Genomic DNA, 16,875 nt, shown 5'->3' on the forward strand with positions numbered 1-16,875 from the left:
AAAAGGTGACCGTTCTGTGAAGACGATACATATTTCTCATCCGCATCATTTACAAAAAGAAGAGCAGCCGGCGTCTGTCATGGCGCTCGGCTACTTTGACGGCGTTCATTTGGGACACCGGAAAGTAATCGGAACAGCCAGACAAATTGCCGAAGAAAAAGGCCTGTCGCTGGCCGTTATGACGTTTCATCCCCACCCTTCCCATGTGTTGGGCAGGGACAAAGAGCCAAAGGATCTGATTACGCCGCTTGAAGATAAAATCAGCCAGATCGGACGTTTAGGCGCTGATGTGCTGTATGTCGTAAAGTTTGATGAAGCGTTTGCGTCTCTGTCTCCAAAACAGTTTGCCGAGGAGTATATTTTAGGGTTAAACGCGCGGCACGCTGTGGGAGGCTTCGATTTTACGTACGGAAAATACGGAAAAGGCACGATGGAGACGCTGCCGGACGATTTAAACGGCAAGGCCGGGTGCACGACTGTCGAGAAACAGACCGAGCAGGACAGAAAGATCAGCTCTACTTATATCCGGTCAGCGCTGCAGGATGGTGACGTTGAACTTGCGCACACTCTTCTCGGCCAGCCGTATTTTATCCGGGGCACTGTGATTCACGGAGACAAAAGAGGCCGAACCATCGGTTTTCCTACCGCGAATGTCGGTCTGCACAACAGTTATATCGTGCCGCCGACAGGCGTGTATGCAGTGAAAGCCGAAATAAAAGGCGAGGTGTATGAAGGCGTCTGCAACATCGGCTACAAACCGACCTTTTATGAAAAGCGTCCCGATCAGCCGTCAATTGAAGTCCATTTGTTTAATTTTCAACAGGATGTATACGGAGAAGACGTTAAAATCGAGTGGTACAAACGAATCCGAAGCGAACGGAAGTTTAACGGCATCGATGAACTGACGGCTCAGATCGGGAAAGACAAACAAGAAGCGATCCGTTTTTTCAGCAAATAACGGAAAAAACATCAAAAGTACACAAATTTTCTTCTAAAAGATTTGCATATGGGCGCGATTTTTAGTATCATATGTTTCGTAGTCTTAAAACCATTGCTTGGCAATCCGAAGTCACCGACGGTTGCTAGGTAACTGGGGCTAATTATGATATGGAGGTGAAACAGGATGGCAATTACTCAAGAGCGTAAAAATCAACTCATCAGTGAGTTCAAAACACACGAATCTGATACTGGATCTCCAGAAGTTCAGATCGCTATCCTAACAGACTCAATTAACAACTTGAACGAGCATTTGCGTACTCACAAGAAAGATCACCACTCACGTCGCGGTCTTCTTAAAATGGTAGGTAAACGTCGTAATCTTCTTACGTATCTGCGTAATAAAGACGTAACTCGTTACCGTGAGTTAATTAACAAACTAGGCTTACGTCGATAATCGTAAAAAGCGGGAGGATTCCCGCTTTTTTATCGTATTAAAGCGAAAAAAATAATGATAAAAAAACAATGAAATCCTTTTACATACTACTTTGACATTGATATGTTCAATTCATTTCGTTCATAATAGGAGTAATTGATTATTTCACACATTAAGAGAGGAGCTCGTAATCGAATGGGACAAGAGAAACATGTCTTTACCATAGATTGGGCCGGCAGACAGCTTACAGTAGAAGCCGGCCAGCTTGCCAAACAGGCAAACGGCGCTGTCATGGTTCGCTACGGCGATACTGCAGTGCTCAGCACAGCAACCGCATCAAAAGAACCGAAACCGCTAGATTTTTTCCCGCTTACCGTTAACTATGAAGAAAGATTATACGCAGTAGGTAAAATTCCGGGCGGTTTTATTAAAAGAGAAGGCCGTCCAAGTGAAAAGGCCGTTTTAGCCAGCCGTCTGATCGACCGTCCGATCCGCCCGCTTTTCGCAGACGGATTCCGTAACGAAGTACAGGTCATCAGCATTGTCATGAGTGTTGATCAGGACTGCTCATCTGAAATGGCTGCAATGTTTGGTTCATCACTCGCTCTTTGCGTTTCCGATATCCCGTTTGAAGGCCCGATCGCGGGTGTGACGGTAGGCCGCATTGACGGTAAATTCGTCATCAATCCGACGGTTGACCAGCTTGAAAAAAGTGATATCAACCTCATCGTTGCAGGCACAAAAGACGCCATCAACATGGTGGAAGCCGGAGCGGATGAAGTTCCTGAAGAAATCATGCTTGAGGCGATTATGTTCGGTCACGAAGAAATTAAGCGCCTGATCGCATTCCAAGAAGAAATCGTCGCAGCAGTCGGCAAAGAGAAAACAGAGATCGAACTGTATGAAATTGACGAAGAGCTCAGCGAAAAAGTAAAAAGCCTTGCGGAGCCGGATCTTCTCAGCGCCATTCAGGTTCACGAAAAACATGCTCGCGAAGCCGCGATCAATGAAGTGAAAAATGCAGTTGTCGCGAAATTCGAAGAAGAAGAGCATGATGAAGATACGATTAAAAAAGTGAAACAGACACTGTCTAAACTCGTGAAAAACGAAGTGCGCCGTTTGATCACAGAAGAAAAAGTCCGTCCGGACGGCCGCGGCGTTGATCAGATCCGCCCGCTTTCTTCAGAAGTCGGCCTTCTGCCGAGAACACACGGCTCCGGGCTGTTTACGAGAGGACAGACGCAGGCGCTCAGCGTATGTACATTAGGCGCCCTTGGGGACGTTCAGATTCTTGACGGTTTAGGCGTGGAAGAATCAAAACGCTTTATGCACCATTATAACTTCCCGCAGTTCAGCGTAGGGGAGACAGGCCCGATGCGCGGACCGGGACGCCGTGAGATCGGTCACGGTGCTCTTGGAGAGCGTGCGCTTGAGCCGGTCATTCCGAATGAAAAAGACTTCCCGTATACGGTCCGCCTCGTATCCGAAGTGCTTGAATCAAACGGTTCCACTTCACAGGCCAGCATTTGCGCGAGCACGCTTGCCATGATGGACGCAGGTGTTCCGATTAAAGCCCCTGTTGCGGGTATTGCGATGGGACTTGTGAAATCAGGCGAGTACTATACGGTATTAACGGATATTCAAGGGATGGAAGACGCCCTCGGTGACATGGACTTTAAAGTAGCCGGCACGGAAAAAGGCGTGACAGCGCTGCAAATGGACATTAAAATTGAAGGCCTTTCAAGAGAAATTCTTGAAGAAGCGCTTCAGCAGGCGAAAAAAGGAAGAATGGAAATCTTGAACAGCATGCTCAGCACGCTTGGTGAATCAAGAAAAGAACTTTCTCAATATGCGCCGAAAATTTTAACGATGAACATTAATCCGGATAAAATCCGTGACGTTATCGGACCGAGCGGTAAACAAATCAACAAAATCATTGAAGATACCGGTGTTAAAATTGACATTGAACAAGACGGCACCATCTTTATTTCTTCTACTGATGAAAGCAGCAACCATAAAGCGAAAAAAATCATCGAAGATCTTGTCAGAGAAGTCGAAGTCGGCCAGCTTTACCTCGGTAAAGTCAAACGGATTGAGAAATTCGGCGCTTTCGTTGAAATCTTCAGCGGAAAAGACGGTCTCGTTCACATCTCTGAACTAGCGCTCGAACGGGTCGGCAAGGTTGAGGATGTTGTGAAAATCGGTGACGAAATCCTTGTGAAGGTAACTGAAATTGACAAACAGGGACGAGTGAATCTGTCGCGTAAAGCAGTGCTGCGCGAAGAGAAAGAAAAAGAACAGGAACAACAACAATCTTAAATGAAAACCTAACAAGGAGCCTGGGAGACCCGGCTTCTTTATTTTGAGAAAGACAACAGACGGGTTCTACCTTGTCCTCCTCATACATAATGTGTGATGAGGGGGGAAGGACATGTTGAAAAAATTCGTGCCGTTTGCCGTTTTTTTATTTCTTTTTTTTGTTTCGTTTGAAATGTTAAAAAACCCGTATACAGTTGATTACATAGACGCAATGAAAAAAGACGCTGTAACTGTGTCAGCATCAAAAGATCCGCTCTATGAAGAATTACTGCAAAAAGCGCCAGAGTATGAAGTGAAGCCGCAAGACGCGCGGATTGATAAAATATGGAAGAGTATACCGGGATATAACGGTTTAAAAGTCAATGTGGAAAAATCCTATAAGCAAATGAAAAAGGACGGAGAATTTCACGAAGACGGCCTTGTCTATGAGCAGGTAAAACCGAAAGTCCATCTTGAATCTCTCGCGCCCGAACCCATTTATAAAGGAAATCCCGACAAACCGATGGTCGCTTTCCTGATAAATGTCGCCTGGGGAAATGAATATGTGGAGCAAATGCTGCCTATTCTGAAGCAGCACCAGGTCAAAGCAACTTTCTTTCTTGAAGGGAAATGGCTGAAAAACAATCAGGAACTGGGGAAAAAAATAGCGGCAGACGGACATGAAATCGGAAATCATTCATACAATCACCCTGATATGAGCAAACTGACTTCAGGAAGCATTTCCGAACAGCTTGACAAAACCAATGCACAAATCAGCGAGACGCTCGGCATAAAGCCGAAATGGTTTGCGCCGCCAAGCGGCAGCTTCAGAAAAGCTGTGGTCGACCTTGCGGCGGAAAAAGGAATGGGCACCATCATGTGGACGGTGGACACCATTGACTGGCAAAAACCGTCTCCGGCTGTTTTACAAACAAGGGTATTGAGCAAAATACATAACGGAGCCATGATTTTAATGCATCCGACTGATCCGACTGCGAAAAGCCTGGATACACTGATTGCAAAAATCAAAGAAAAAGGCTACGCGCTCGGCTCGGTGTCTGACTTAATGGATGAAAACAGGCTGATGAAGTAGCAGGCGGCAGTTGCCTGTCTTGAATAGGAGGAACAGACTTGATAAAACGCTATACATGCCAAAACGGTGTAAGAGTTGTGCTTGAGAATAATCCAACGGTGCGGTCTGTGGCAATCGGCGTCTGGATCGGGACGGGATCACGTCATGAAACGCCGGAGACAAACGGTATTTCGCACTTTCTTGAGCATATGTTTTTTAAAGGAACAAATACCAGGTCCGCACGGGAAATCGCAGAGTCCTTCGATCGGATAGGCGGCCAAGTGAATGCCTTCACTTCAAAAGAATATACGTGCTATTACGCCAAAGTGCTGGATGAGCATGCAAACTACGCACTTGATGTGCTGGCTGATATGTTCTTTCATTCTGCTTTTGACGAAGATGAGCTCAAAAAAGAAAAGAACGTCGTATATGAAGAAATCAAAATGTATGAAGACGCGCCGGATGACATTGTCCACGATCTGCTGAGCAAAGCGACATACGGCAATCATTCGCTCGGCTACCCGATTCTCGGGACGGAGGAAACGCTTTCGTCATTTAACGGCGATTCTCTCAGACAGCATATGGATGACTTTTACACGCCGGACCGCGTCGTCATTTCTGTCGCCGGAAATGTAACGGAACAATTCATTAAAAACGTGGAGAAATGGTTCGGTACATACGAAGCGAAGGGCAAAGCAAGCGGCATCAGCGAGCCTGAGTTTCATTATGAAAAGCTGACCAGAAAAAAAGACACCGAACAGGCGCATCTCTGTCTCGGTTTCAAAGGCCTGAAAGTCGGAGATCCGGACATTTACGATTTGATCGTCTTAAACAACGTGCTGGGCGGAAGCATGAGCAGCCGTCTTTTCCAGGATGTGCGCGAAGATAAAGGACTGGCCTATTCTGTATACAGCTATCACAGTTCCTATGAAGACAGCGGTATGCTGACGATTTACGGAGGCACCGGCGCGAATCAGCTCGGACTTCTGTCTGAAACCATTCAGGAAACGTTATCGGTTCTAAAACGTGACGGTATCACCCCGAAAGAGCTGGAAAACAGCAAAGAGCAAATGAAGGGGAGCTTAATGCTCAGCTTAGAGAGCACAAACAGCAAAATGAGCCGGAACGGGAAAAACGAACTCCTGCTCGGAAAGCATAAGACCATGGATGAAATTATCACTGAATTAAATGCGGTCAGCCTGGAAAGCGTCAACGGCCTCAGCCGCCGCTTATTTACGGATGATTACGCACTATCGCTCATCAGCCCGACCGGCAATATGCCGGCCTCGTCTTAATCGGCAAAGCAGTCTGCCTCTTTACGGGGCAGGCATTTTTTTTTGCTCCGGGTCATATAGTACAAGGGGGTGGCTATCATGAGGCTCAGTGAACTGTCAGGTAAAGAAATTGTGGACATTAAACGGGCAGAGCGGCTCGGCGTGCTCGGCCAGACCGATTTGGAAATTAATGAACAGGACGGACAAATTACCGCGCTGTTGATTCCGACGGTAAAATGGTTCGGATTGCGAAAACAAGGCCACGACATCCGCGTCCCCTGGAACCATATCCAAAAAATCGGGTCAGACATGATCATTTTAGACGTTCCGGGGGAGATCACGCCTCCCGAAGAGTAGATCTTATTCATTTTTTTGCAAGCACCGGCTCATACAGCCGGTGCTTTTTTTATGAAAAAGACGCTGTACATTCACCGCCCTTTCTCTTTGCACATACGATGAAGAGGAGGATGACACTTAAAAGATCCAGTAACTGTAAAGAAGGTGAACGTTTCAGATGTTAACCGGATTGACAATTGCGATTATTGGCGGTGACGCAAGACAGCTTGAGATTATAAGAAAGCTGACAGAACAGCATGCCGATATTTTTCTTGCAGGATTTGACCAATTGGATGACGGTTTTACAGGTACCGTCAAATGCAAAATTGATGAGATTCCCTTTCAAAAAATAGACAGTATCATCCTGCCCGTATCGGCAACGACCGGAGAAGGCATTGTTTCCACGGTTTTTTCAAATGAAGAAGTGGTATTAAAGCAGAGCTATCTTGAGCAGACACCGGAGCATTGCGTCATTTATTCAGGCATCTCCAACGCGTATCTTGAGGGGATCGCCAGCGAAGCCGGCCGCAAGCTTGTGAAATTATTTGAACGGGACGACATCGCGATATTCAACTCGATTCCCACTGTTGAAGGAACAATCATGATGGCGATTCAGCATACGGATTATACCATTCACGGATCAAATGTCGCTGTTCTCGGCATGGGGCGCACCGGTATGACGATCGCCCGGACGTTTGCGGCGTTAGGGGCGAAGGTAAAAGTGGGCGCGCGGAGTTCGGCTCATTTGGCCCGTATAATGGAAATGGGGCTTTCTCCTTTTCAGCTTGAAGAGCTTACTGAACATGTAAATGATATTGATATCTGCATTAACACCGTACCGAGCTTGATTCTGAATCAAAGCGTTTTATCGCGCATGACGCCGAAGACCTTGATTTTGGATTTAGCATCCCGTCCGGGCGGAACGGATTTCAAATATGCTGAAAAACAAGGCATTAAAGCGCTGCTTGCTCCGGGTCTTCCGGGAATTGTGGCCCCGAAAACAGCCGGACAGATTATTGCGAACGTATTGAGCAAGCTTTTGGCAGACTTAAAGAAAGAGGGGAAATAACCATGTCTCTGAAAGGGAAAAGAATCGGATTCGGATTAACCGGCTCGCATTGCACATATGAGGAAGTTTTTCCGCAAATAGAGGCGCTTATCAGTGAAGGAGCTGAAGTCCGGCCGGTCGTGACGTCAACCGTTCAATCGACCGATACCCGCTTTGGGGAGGGGGGAGATTGGGTCAGAAAAATTGAAGAAGCAACAGGCTTTGAGGCGATTGATTCCATCGTAAAAGCGGAGCCTCTCGGGCCGAAACTTCCGCTCGACTGCATGGTCATCGCCCCCTTAACCGGAAATTCAATGAGCAAACTCGCAAATGCGATGACTGACAGCCCCGTCCTTATGGCTGCGAAAGCCACGATCCGCAACGGCCGCCCGGTCGTGCTCGGAATTTCGACAAACGACGGACTCGGTTTAAACGGAACGAATTTAATGAGGCTGATGTCCGCAAAAAACATATATTTCATCCCGTTCGGCCAGGACGACCACGTGAAAAAACCGACATCGCTCGTCGCCAGAATGGATCTCCTTCCGATTACGGTAGAAAAAGCTCTTTTGCACCAGCAGGTTCAGCCGGTGCTCGTACACCATCATGAATAAAATATCATGATGACAGAAAATCATTCCGGAATAAAAAAATTCGGTCAATCCGTGACTATTCTATGGTAAAATAAAACGTAAAATGCAAAGTCAATTCAACAAATGATGCTTAATTGGCGGAAGGAGTTTTACAGATGGGAAGAGGATTACACGTAGCAGTTGTCGGAGCGACGGGAGCCGTAGGACAGCAAATGCTGAAAACACTGGAAGACAGAAACTTTGAAATCGAAACACTCACACTACTATCCTCAAAGCGTTCTGCTGGTACGAAAGTAACGTTTAAAGGCGAAGAATATACAGTGCAGGAAGCTGTTCCGGAAAGCTTCGAAGGCGTTCATATCGCGTTATTCAGCGCCGGCGGAAGCGTATCACAAAGCTTGGCGCCTGAGGCTGTAAAACGGGGAGCCATCGTGATTGACAATACCAGCGCATTCCGGATGGACGAAAATACACCGCTCGTCGTGCCTGAGGTGAACGAAGGTGATCTGCACAAACATAACGGCATTATCGCCAACCCTAACTGTTCAACGATTCAGATGGTGGCTGCGCTTGAACCGATCCGCAAAGCGTACGGTTTGAAAAAAGTCATTGTATCTACTTACCAAGCTGTGTCCGGGGCCGGCAATGAAGCGGCGAAGGAATTGTACAGCCAGACAAAGGCGATTTTAAACAATGAACCCGCAGAACCGTCCATTATGCCGGTTAAAGGCGACAAAAAGCATTATCAAATCGCATTTAACGCCATTCCGCAAATTGATAAATTCCAAGACAACGGCTATACGTTTGAGGAAATGAAAATGATTAATGAAACGAAAAAAATCATGCATATGCCGAATCTGGAAGTGGCTGCGACATGTGTCAGACTGCCGATTGAAACAGGACATTCAGAATCTGTTTACATTGAGCTTGACCGTGATGACGCAACCGTTGAAGATATGAAACAGCTTTTAAAAGAAGCTCCGGGTATTACGCTTCAGGATGATCCGGCGGAGCAGCTCTACCCGATGCCTGCTGATTGCGTCGGCAAACGCGATGTATTTGTAGGAAGAATCCGTAAAGATTTGGACAGAGCAAACGGTTTTCATTTGTGGGTTGTTTCTGATAACCTGTTAAAAGGCGCCGCTTGGAACTCAGTCCAAATCGCGGAAAGCCTGCAAAAACTGAACCTCGTATAAAACAAACGTATTTTCTATAGGCGAACAGAAGAGAGTAAGGCTCTGCCTGCTCTCTTCTGTTACGTCAGACTAATTTGGAGTGAAAATAGTGAAGATCATTGTTCAAAAATTCGGCGGAACATCCGTAAAAGATGACAAAGGCCGCAAGCTTGCGCTAGCACACATTAAAGATGCCATCAGTGAAGGTTATAAAGTTGTCGTTGTCGTATCGGCGATGGGAAGAAAAGGAGACCCGTACGCGACAGATTCTTTAATCGGGCTCCTTTACGGCAGCCAGTCCGACATTTCTCCGAGAGAGCAGGATATGCTTCTGTCTTGCGGAGAAACGATTTCGTCCGTTGTTTTTTCCAGCATGCTGAAGGAAAACGGCATAAAAGCCGCAGCTTTAACAGGAGCCCAGGCCGGCTTTTTAACCAATGCCCAGCATACTGACGCCAAAATTATAGAAATGAAAACAGAGCGGCTTTTCGCTGCACTCGCCAGCCATGACGCTGTCGTTGTCGCGGGATTTCAGGGAGCGACTGAAAAAGGCGACACGACGACGATCGGCAGAGGAGGAAGCGATACTTCAGCAGCGGCGCTCGGAGCGGCGGTTGATGCTGAGTTTATCGACATTTTTACGGACGTGGAAGGCGTTATGACAGCCGATCCGAGAATCGTGGAAAATGCTAAGCCGCTTCCGAACGTCACATATACGGAAATCTGCAACCTTGCCTATCAAGGCGCGAAAGTCATTCATCCGCGCGCGGTGGAAATTGCCATGCAGGCAAAGGTGCCCATTCGCGTGCGCTCCACTTATTCAAAAGACAAAGGCACTTTGGTGACGTCCCATCATTCGTCTAACATCGGCAGCGATGTATTCGAACGGCTGATTACAGGGATCGCCCATGTGAAAGATGTGACGCAATTTAAGGTTCCCGCCAAAATGGGGCAATACAACGTTCAGACTGAAGTCTTTAAAGCAATGGCAAATGCCGGAATCAGCGTAGATTTCTTTAACATTACGCCGAGTGAAATCGTATATACCGTAGCCGGCAGTAAAACGGAAGCCGCGCGCAGCATTTTGGCTGAATTAGGATATGAGCCGACAGTGACGGAGAGCTGTGCGAAAGTGTCAGCGGTCGGCGCCGGGATAATGGGTGTTCCGGGTGTCACGTCAAAAATCGTCTCCGCACTTTCTGATAAAGGCATTCCGATTCTGCAATCTGCGGACAGCCATACGACGATCTGGGTGCTCGTTCATGAAAAAGATATGGTAACGGCCGTAAATGCGCTGCATGAAGTGTTTGAACTTTCAAAGTAAATGTGATTGAATCATGATGAGGTGAAAAAAATGAATGTCGGAAATATATCTACAGCGATGATTACCCCCTTTGACAGTAAAGGGAATGTAGACTTTCAAAAACTGTCTACATTAATCGACTATTTGTTGAAAAACGGCACGGATTCTTTAGTCGTCGCAGGTACGACCGGCGAATCTCCGACACTTTCAACGGAAGAAAAAATTGCACTCTTTGAATTTACAGTCAAAGAAGTGAACGGACGCGTGCCTGTTATTGCGGGTACGGGAAGCAACAATACGAAAGACTCCATTAAACTGACAAAAAAAGCTGAAGAAGCCGGCGTCGATTGCGTTATGCTTGTCACGCCGTATTATAATAAGCCTTCCCAAGAGGGGATGTACCGTCATTTTAAAGCCATTGCGGAAGAAACGTCTCTTCCTGTGATGCTTTACAACGTGCCGGGCAGAACGGTCGCTTCGCTTGCGCCGGAAACGGCCATCAGACTTGCGGAGATTCCGAATATCTCTGCGATTAAAGAAGCGAGCGGCGATCTTGATGCCATTACGAAAATCATTGCCGAAACACCGGAAGATTTTTACGTCTATTCAGGTGATGACGGGTTAACGCTTCCTATTCTCGCAGTCGGCGGAAGAGGAGTCGTGTCAGTGGCCAGCCATATCGTAGGTTCTGACATGCAGCAGATGATTAAAAACTATACAAACGGGCAGACGGCAACCGCGGCACTGATTCATCAGAAGCTTCTGCCGATCATGAAGGAGCTCTTTAAAGCGCCTAATCCGGCTCCGGTCAAAACGGCGCTACAGCTGAAAGGCCTTGATGTCGGATCTGTGCGTCTTCCTCTTATCCCGCTGAATGAAGATGAACGTCTGAGCCTGAGCAGCGTCATCAGCGAACTGTAAGAAAAAATTTATACAGTTAAAATACGCGGTCATTCTCATTTTTATCGTGAGTTTGACCGTTTTGTATACATATTGGTTTTCCCTAAACCTTCCGCTTCTTCTTGTTTTCTAAAATTGATATCAGTTATAATAGGAACAAGTGATGATGGACGGGTATGAGACTAGGAGGATACAGATTTTGAAAAAGAAAAATACAGAAAACGTCAGAATTATCGCCCTTGGCGGCGTTGGAGAAATTGGGAAGAACCTATATGTCATTGAAATTGACTCAGACATATTTGTAGTGGATGCAGGGCTGATGCACCCTGAAAATGAAATGCTCGGTATTGATGTCGTCATTCCGGATATTTCCTACTTAGTAGAACGGGCTGACCGCGTGAAGGCCATCTTTCTGACACACGGGCACGATGAAAACATCGGGGGCGTCTTTTATTTATTGAACAAGCTGTCGGTGCCGGTATACGGAACGAAGCTTACGCTTGCATTACTGAGAGAAAAACTCAAGCAGTACGGGCATAATCGAAAAGCTGATTTGCGTGAAGTTCATTCTAAATCAGTCATTACATTTGAAACAACGAAAGTATCGTTCTTTAAAACGATTCACAGTATTCCGGATTCAGTGGGAGTCAGCTTCAAAACATCACTTGGCTCTATTGTATGCACGGGAGACTTCAAATTTGACCAGACGCCTGCTTATCACCAATCATGTGATATTGGCGAAATTGCCAAAATCGGAAACAGCGGCGTGCTCGCCCTGCTTTCTGACAGCGCCAATGCGGAGCGCCCGGGATATACTCCGTCAGAAGCATATGTAAGCGGTGAAATTGCCGATGCGATGAACAATTCAGAAAACCGTGTCATCATTGCTGTATTCGCGTCTAATATCAACCGGATCCAGCAAGTGATACAGGCTGCCGTCCAGAACGGCCGCAAACTTGCAATCGCCGGAAAAAATCTGCAAAACGTGCTTCAGCTGGGGCGCAAGCTCGGCTATATTGAAGCCGAAGATGAAATGTTTATTCCTGTACAGGATGTGAAAAAATATCCGAAGCGGGAAGTGGCAATTGTTACAGCCGGAAGCCATGGTGAGCCGCTGGCCGCTCTTACGCGGATGGCTAAGCAGGCGCACAAGCAGCTTAACATTGAAGAAGGAGACACCGTTGTCATTGCATCAACACCGATTCCGGGGCATGAATTGATATATTCCAAAACCGTCAACCTGCTTGCCCGCGCCGGCGCTCAAGTCATTTTCGCCCAAAAACGCGTGCATGTGTCCGGTCACGGTTCGCAGGAAGAATTGAAACTCATGCTTAATTTGCTGAAACCGAAATATTTAATTCCGGTTAACGGTGAATTCAGAATGCAAAAAGCGCATTCCAAAATCGCAGAAGAGATCGGCATGAAACGCAGCGACATTTTCTTGATTGAAAAAGGTGACGTCGTTGAATTCCGCGGACAGAATGTAAAAATCGGGGATAAAGTCACGTACGGAAACGTTCTGATTGACGGCCTCGGTGTCGGCGACATCGGCAACATCGTGCTGAGAGACCGCCGCTTATTGTCACAAGACGGCATTCTCATCGTCGTGATTTCACTCGATAAGCAGAAAAAGAACCTCGTATCAGGTCCTGAGATCATTACGCGCGGTTTCGTGTATGTCAGAGAATCAGAAGGTTTAATTGTACAAGCTACTGAGCTCGTCCGCTCTATCGTGACTGAAGCGACAGAAACATCTGCCGTAGAATGGTCCACGCTGAAACAGGCAATGCGTGATGCGCTGAATCAATTCCTTTATGAAAAAACAAAACGCAAGCCGATGATCATTCCGATCATTATGGAAGTATAATGTATACACAGCCGGAGCGCATGATGCTCCGGCTGTGTTTTTGTTCATGTCCCGGATGGAAATCATCATCTTTGTTCATAATACAAAGAGACATTCGGAAAGGGTGAAAGATAAAATGGATCATCGTATGGAAAACACCGAAGAACAGCAGCCCGAAAAATCAGATGCGAAAGACAGCATTATGAGCAAAATTCAGCAGCTGGGAGAGACATCTCTGCCGCAAATGTCCCAAGATACCAATATTCACTGCCTGACGATCATCGGCCAAATTGAGGGGCATGTCCAGCTCCCGCCGCAAAATAAAACAACCAAATATGAACACGTCATTCCGCAAATCGTCGCGATTGAGCAAAATCCGAAAATCGAAGGACTTCTGATCATCTTAAACACCGTCGGAGGCGATGTGGAAGCGGGGCTTGCGATTGCGGAAATGCTCGCATCCTTATCAAAACCGACCGTTTCAATCGTACTCGGCGGGGGCCACTCGATAGGTGTGCCGATCGCCGTGTCATGTGATCATAGTTTTATCGCGGAAACAGCGACTATGACCATACACCCCGTTCGGCTTACAGGTCTGGTTATCGGGGTTCCGCAAACATTTGAATACCTGGATAAAATGCAGGAGCGGGTCGTCAACTTTGTGACCCATCATTCAAATATTTCTGAAGAAAAATTCAAAGAGCTGATGTTTTCAAAAGGAAACTTAACCAGGGACATCGGAACGAACGTAGTCGGCAAAGATGCGGCTGATTACGGATTAATTGATGCCGTGGGCGGCGTCGGACAGGCGATAAAAAAGCTGAATCAGCTGATTGAGGAACGAAAGGGCGAGGAAGGAAGGATGATTCAATGATCCTTTATACCGTCATGCCCCAAGAAGTCATTTACGGTCAGGATATAGAGCAAAGCGTGCATGAACAGGTAGATTACGCCGGCGTGCCGCTGTTAGTTGAGATGAAGGGAAATGAAGCTGAAGTCGTACAGATTTTAAGTACGAACCCGATGGATTTTCTGAATCCGGACATCGCTCCGGGACAAAAAATCAAGCTGAAAATCTAACCGGCATTCAGTCCGTTTCTCGGGGGCAAAATATGCTATAATAGGGGAATCCTACAGAAAAATGCAGCCGGCAAAAGGCTGCTTTTCTTCATGATGTATGATTTTACATTTTTTAACGCAGTAAGGTGATGAGTGTGGCAAAGAAAAAACGGAAATCTAAAAAGAAACAAGAGAGTAAGCTCAATCTAAAATACGAACTAAGCGGACTGCTCTGTGTTGCAATCTCAATTATTGCTGTTTTGCAGCTCGGCGTTGTGGGACAGACATTTGTGTACTTGTTCCGTTTTTTTGCCGGAGAGTGGTTTATTTTATGCTTAATTGCGCTCTTCCTTCTCGGAATTTCGCTGTTTTGGAAAAAGAAGAGTCCAAGCCTTTTAACGAGAAGAAAGGCAGGGTTGTACTGTATTATCGCAAGTATATTGCTGCTGTCTCACGTGCAGCTCTTTAAAAATCTGTCTCATCACGGGTCGATTCGGTCGGCAAGTGTCATCGGCAACACGTGGGAGCTGTTTATGATTGACATGAAACAGCAGGCTGCTTCCCCTGATTTGGGCGGCGGCATGATCGGCGCGGTACTGTTTGCAGCTTCCCACTTTTTATTTGCATCAACGGGTTCACAAATCATGGCGATCGTGCTGATCTTAATGGGGCTGATTCTTGTAACAGGGCGTTCACTGCAGGAAACGCTCAAAAAGTGGACGAGCCCCGTCGGCCGGTTTATCCGCGGCCAGTGGCAGGCATTTCTTGAGGATATGAAGACGGTCAGAACGAATATGTCTTCGCCGAAAACAAAAACAAAATCGGGCAAAAAACAAAAACGGGTTCAAAAGAAAAAAGAAGAGCCTGAACCGGAGGAAGAGGATGAGGAAATTATTTCGCCGATCATCCATTCAGAGCCGATTATTTCAAGCTTTTCAGACCGTCAGGAAGAGCCCGCCGAACCGCTGATTCCGGAAAAAACGCAGGAGACGGCACAAGCGGCAAAATATGAGCCTTCCGGCGGCGCTCAAGACAGTGGCGAAACGGCTGCGGCTCCGCCGATGACGTTTACAGAGCTTGAAAATAAAGATTATCAAATGCCTTCATTGGACATACTGGCTGACCCGAAACATACCGGCCAGCAGACCGATAAGAAAAACATTTACGAGAATGCAAGAAAACTCGAAAGGACTTTTCAAAGCTTCGGCGTAAAGGCGAAAGTGACCCAGGTTCATCTCGGTCCGGCGGTCACAAAATATGAAGTGTATCCGGACGTCGGGGTCAAAGTCAGTAAAATCGTGAATCTGAGCGATGACCTCGCGCTCGCGCTTGCCGCGAAGGATATCCGGATAGAAGCGCCGATTCCGGGTAAATCAGCAATCGGCATCGAGGTGCCCAATGCTGAAGTTGCGATGGTTTCGTTAAAAGAAGTGCTTGAATCCAAGCTCAATGACAAGCCGGACGCGAAGCTTCTGATCGGCTTGGGACGAAATATTTCCGGGGAAGCCGTGCTTGCCGAACTGAACAAAATGCCCCACCTGCTTGTAGCCGGGGCAACGGGAAGCGGAAAAAGCGTCTGTGTCAACGGTATTATTACGAGCATTCTGATGAGGGCCAAACCGCATGAAGTGAAGATGATGATGATTGACCCGAAAATGGTTGAGCTGAATGTGTATAACGGCATTCCTCATCTGCTTGCGCCGGTCGTGACAGATCCGAAAAAGGCCTCGCAGGCTTTGAAAAAGGTCGTCAATGAGATGGAGCGCCGCTATGAGCTGTTCTCCCATACGGGTACGAGAAATATAGAAGGCTATAACGACCATATCAAGCGGTCAAATGCCGAAGAAGAAGTCAAGCAGCCTGAGCTCCCGTACATCGTCGTCATCGTTGACGAGCTTGCTGATCTGATGATGGTCGCTTCTTCCGACGTGGAAGATTCAATTACGAGACTTTCACAGATGGCGCGGGCGGCGGGAATTCATTTGATTATCGCGACACAGAGGCCTTCAGTTGACGTTATTACCGGTGTTATTAAAGCCAACATTCCATCAAGAATTGCCTTCAGTGTCTCATCTCAGACCGATTCACGGACAATTTTAGACATGGGCGGCGCTGAAAAGCTTCTGGGGCGCGGAGACATGCTGTTTCTGCCTGTAGGCGCAAATAAGCCGGTGCGTGTGCAAGGGGCATTCTTATCCGATGAAGAGGTTGAGCATGTCGTCGATCATGTCATTACGCAGCAAAAAGCGCAGTATCAAGAAGAGATGATTCCGGAAGAAGTTTCGGAAACACACAGTGAAGTAACGGATGATCTCTATGACGAAGCGGTCGATTTGATTATCGGCATGCAGACGGCATCAGTCTCCATGCTTCAAAGGCGGTTCAGAATCGGATATACGAGAGCTGCCCGTCTGATTGACGCAATGGAGGAACGGGGCGTCGTCGGGCCGTATGAAGGAAGCAAACCGAGGGAAGTACTATTATCTAAGGAACAATATGATGAGCTCTCTTCTTAAAAAGGAGAGAGTTTTCACTGAAAATGATATCACCAAAATCATTCCTATTTATTTTTTTATTAAAACATGATATAGTTGTCCCA

Annotated in this window: 15 protein-coding genes; all 15 read left to right on the plus strand. The window is 46.9% G+C overall.

From position 1 onward, the window contains the following. Positions 1 to 16 precede the first annotated feature (16 nt). Positions 17 to 958, plus strand: a complete 942-nt coding sequence (ribF, locus tag G4O42_RS08375; RefSeq protein ID WP_007611467.1) for a bifunctional riboflavin kinase/FAD synthetase — start codon at positions 17 to 19, stop codon at positions 956 to 958. Positions 959 to 1,123: 165 nt separating this feature from the next. After that, on the plus strand, positions 1,124 to 1,393 hold the full coding sequence (gene rpsO / locus G4O42_RS08380) for a 30S ribosomal protein S15 (protein ID WP_003154182.1): 270 nt from the start codon (positions 1,124 to 1,126) through the stop codon (positions 1,391 to 1,393). Between the two features lie 174 nt (positions 1,394 to 1,567). Continuing rightward, complete coding sequence (gene pnp, locus G4O42_RS08385) at positions 1,568 to 3,691, plus strand: polyribonucleotide nucleotidyltransferase (protein WP_032874925.1); 2,124 nt, start codon at positions 1,568 to 1,570, stop codon at positions 3,689 to 3,691. Between the two features lie 112 nt (positions 3,692 to 3,803). Next, positions 3,804 to 4,763, plus strand: a complete 960-nt coding sequence (locus G4O42_RS08390) for a polysaccharide deacetylase family protein (protein ID WP_032874926.1) — start codon at positions 3,804 to 3,806, stop codon at positions 4,761 to 4,763. A gap of 38 nt (positions 4,764 to 4,801) precedes the next feature. Then, positions 4,802 to 6,037: a M16 family metallopeptidase gene (locus G4O42_RS08395; protein WP_032874927.1), complete on the plus strand. Its 1,236-nt coding sequence runs from the start codon at positions 4,802 to 4,804 to the stop codon at positions 6,035 to 6,037. Between the two features lie 78 nt (positions 6,038 to 6,115). Beyond that, on the plus strand, positions 6,116 to 6,373 hold the full coding sequence (locus G4O42_RS08400; protein ID WP_003154176.1) for a YlmC/YmxH family sporulation protein: 258 nt from the start codon (positions 6,116 to 6,118) through the stop codon (positions 6,371 to 6,373). Positions 6,374 to 6,530: 157 nt separating this feature from the next. Further along, complete coding sequence (dpaA, locus tag G4O42_RS08405; protein WP_032874928.1) at positions 6,531 to 7,421, plus strand: dipicolinic acid synthetase subunit A; 891 nt, start codon at positions 6,531 to 6,533, stop codon at positions 7,419 to 7,421. 2 nt (positions 7,422 to 7,423) lie between these two features. Next, entirely contained in the window at positions 7,424 to 8,014 is a 591-nt protein-coding gene (gene dpaB, locus G4O42_RS08410; protein ID WP_032874929.1) for a dipicolinate synthase subunit B, read from the plus strand. 134 nt (positions 8,015 to 8,148) lie between these two features. After that, complete coding sequence (gene asd, locus G4O42_RS08415; RefSeq protein WP_032874931.1) at positions 8,149 to 9,189, plus strand: aspartate-semialdehyde dehydrogenase; 1,041 nt, start codon at positions 8,149 to 8,151, stop codon at positions 9,187 to 9,189. A gap of 88 nt (positions 9,190 to 9,277) precedes the next feature. After that, positions 9,278 to 10,492, plus strand: a complete 1,215-nt coding sequence (gene dapG, locus G4O42_RS08420) for an aspartate kinase (RefSeq protein WP_003154168.1) — start codon at positions 9,278 to 9,280, stop codon at positions 10,490 to 10,492. 30 nt (positions 10,493 to 10,522) lie between these two features. Further along, the gene (gene dapA / locus G4O42_RS08425; RefSeq protein WP_003154166.1) at positions 10,523 to 11,392 is read left to right on the plus strand and encodes a 4-hydroxy-tetrahydrodipicolinate synthase; all 870 of its coding nucleotides are present in this window, start codon (positions 10,523 to 10,525) and stop codon (positions 11,390 to 11,392) included. Positions 11,393 to 11,570: 178 nt separating this feature from the next. Then, positions 11,571 to 13,238, plus strand: a complete 1,668-nt coding sequence (rnjB, locus tag G4O42_RS08430) for a ribonuclease J2 (protein WP_032874933.1) — start codon at positions 11,571 to 11,573, stop codon at positions 13,236 to 13,238. 115 nt (positions 13,239 to 13,353) lie between these two features. Next, on the plus strand, positions 13,354 to 14,091 hold the full coding sequence (locus tag G4O42_RS08435) for a ClpP family protease (protein ID WP_003154162.1): 738 nt from the start codon (positions 13,354 to 13,356) through the stop codon (positions 14,089 to 14,091). Continuing rightward, complete coding sequence (locus G4O42_RS08440; protein ID WP_032874935.1) at positions 14,088 to 14,297, plus strand: YlzJ-like family protein; 210 nt, start codon at positions 14,088 to 14,090, stop codon at positions 14,295 to 14,297. The genes G4O42_RS08435 and G4O42_RS08440 overlap by 4 nt, the downstream gene beginning before the upstream one ends. Before the next feature lie 134 nt (positions 14,298 to 14,431). After that, positions 14,432 to 16,792, plus strand: coding sequence for an FtsK/SpoIIIE family DNA translocase (locus tag G4O42_RS08445; RefSeq protein WP_032874937.1), 2,361 nt, complete (start codon positions 14,432 to 14,434; stop codon positions 16,790 to 16,792). Positions 16,793 to 16,875 lie beyond the last annotated feature (83 nt).

This window comes from Bacillus sp. LUNF1, assembly GCF_011008975.1.
Lineage (GTDB): Bacteria > Bacillota > Bacilli > Bacillales > Bacillaceae > Bacillus > Bacillus velezensis.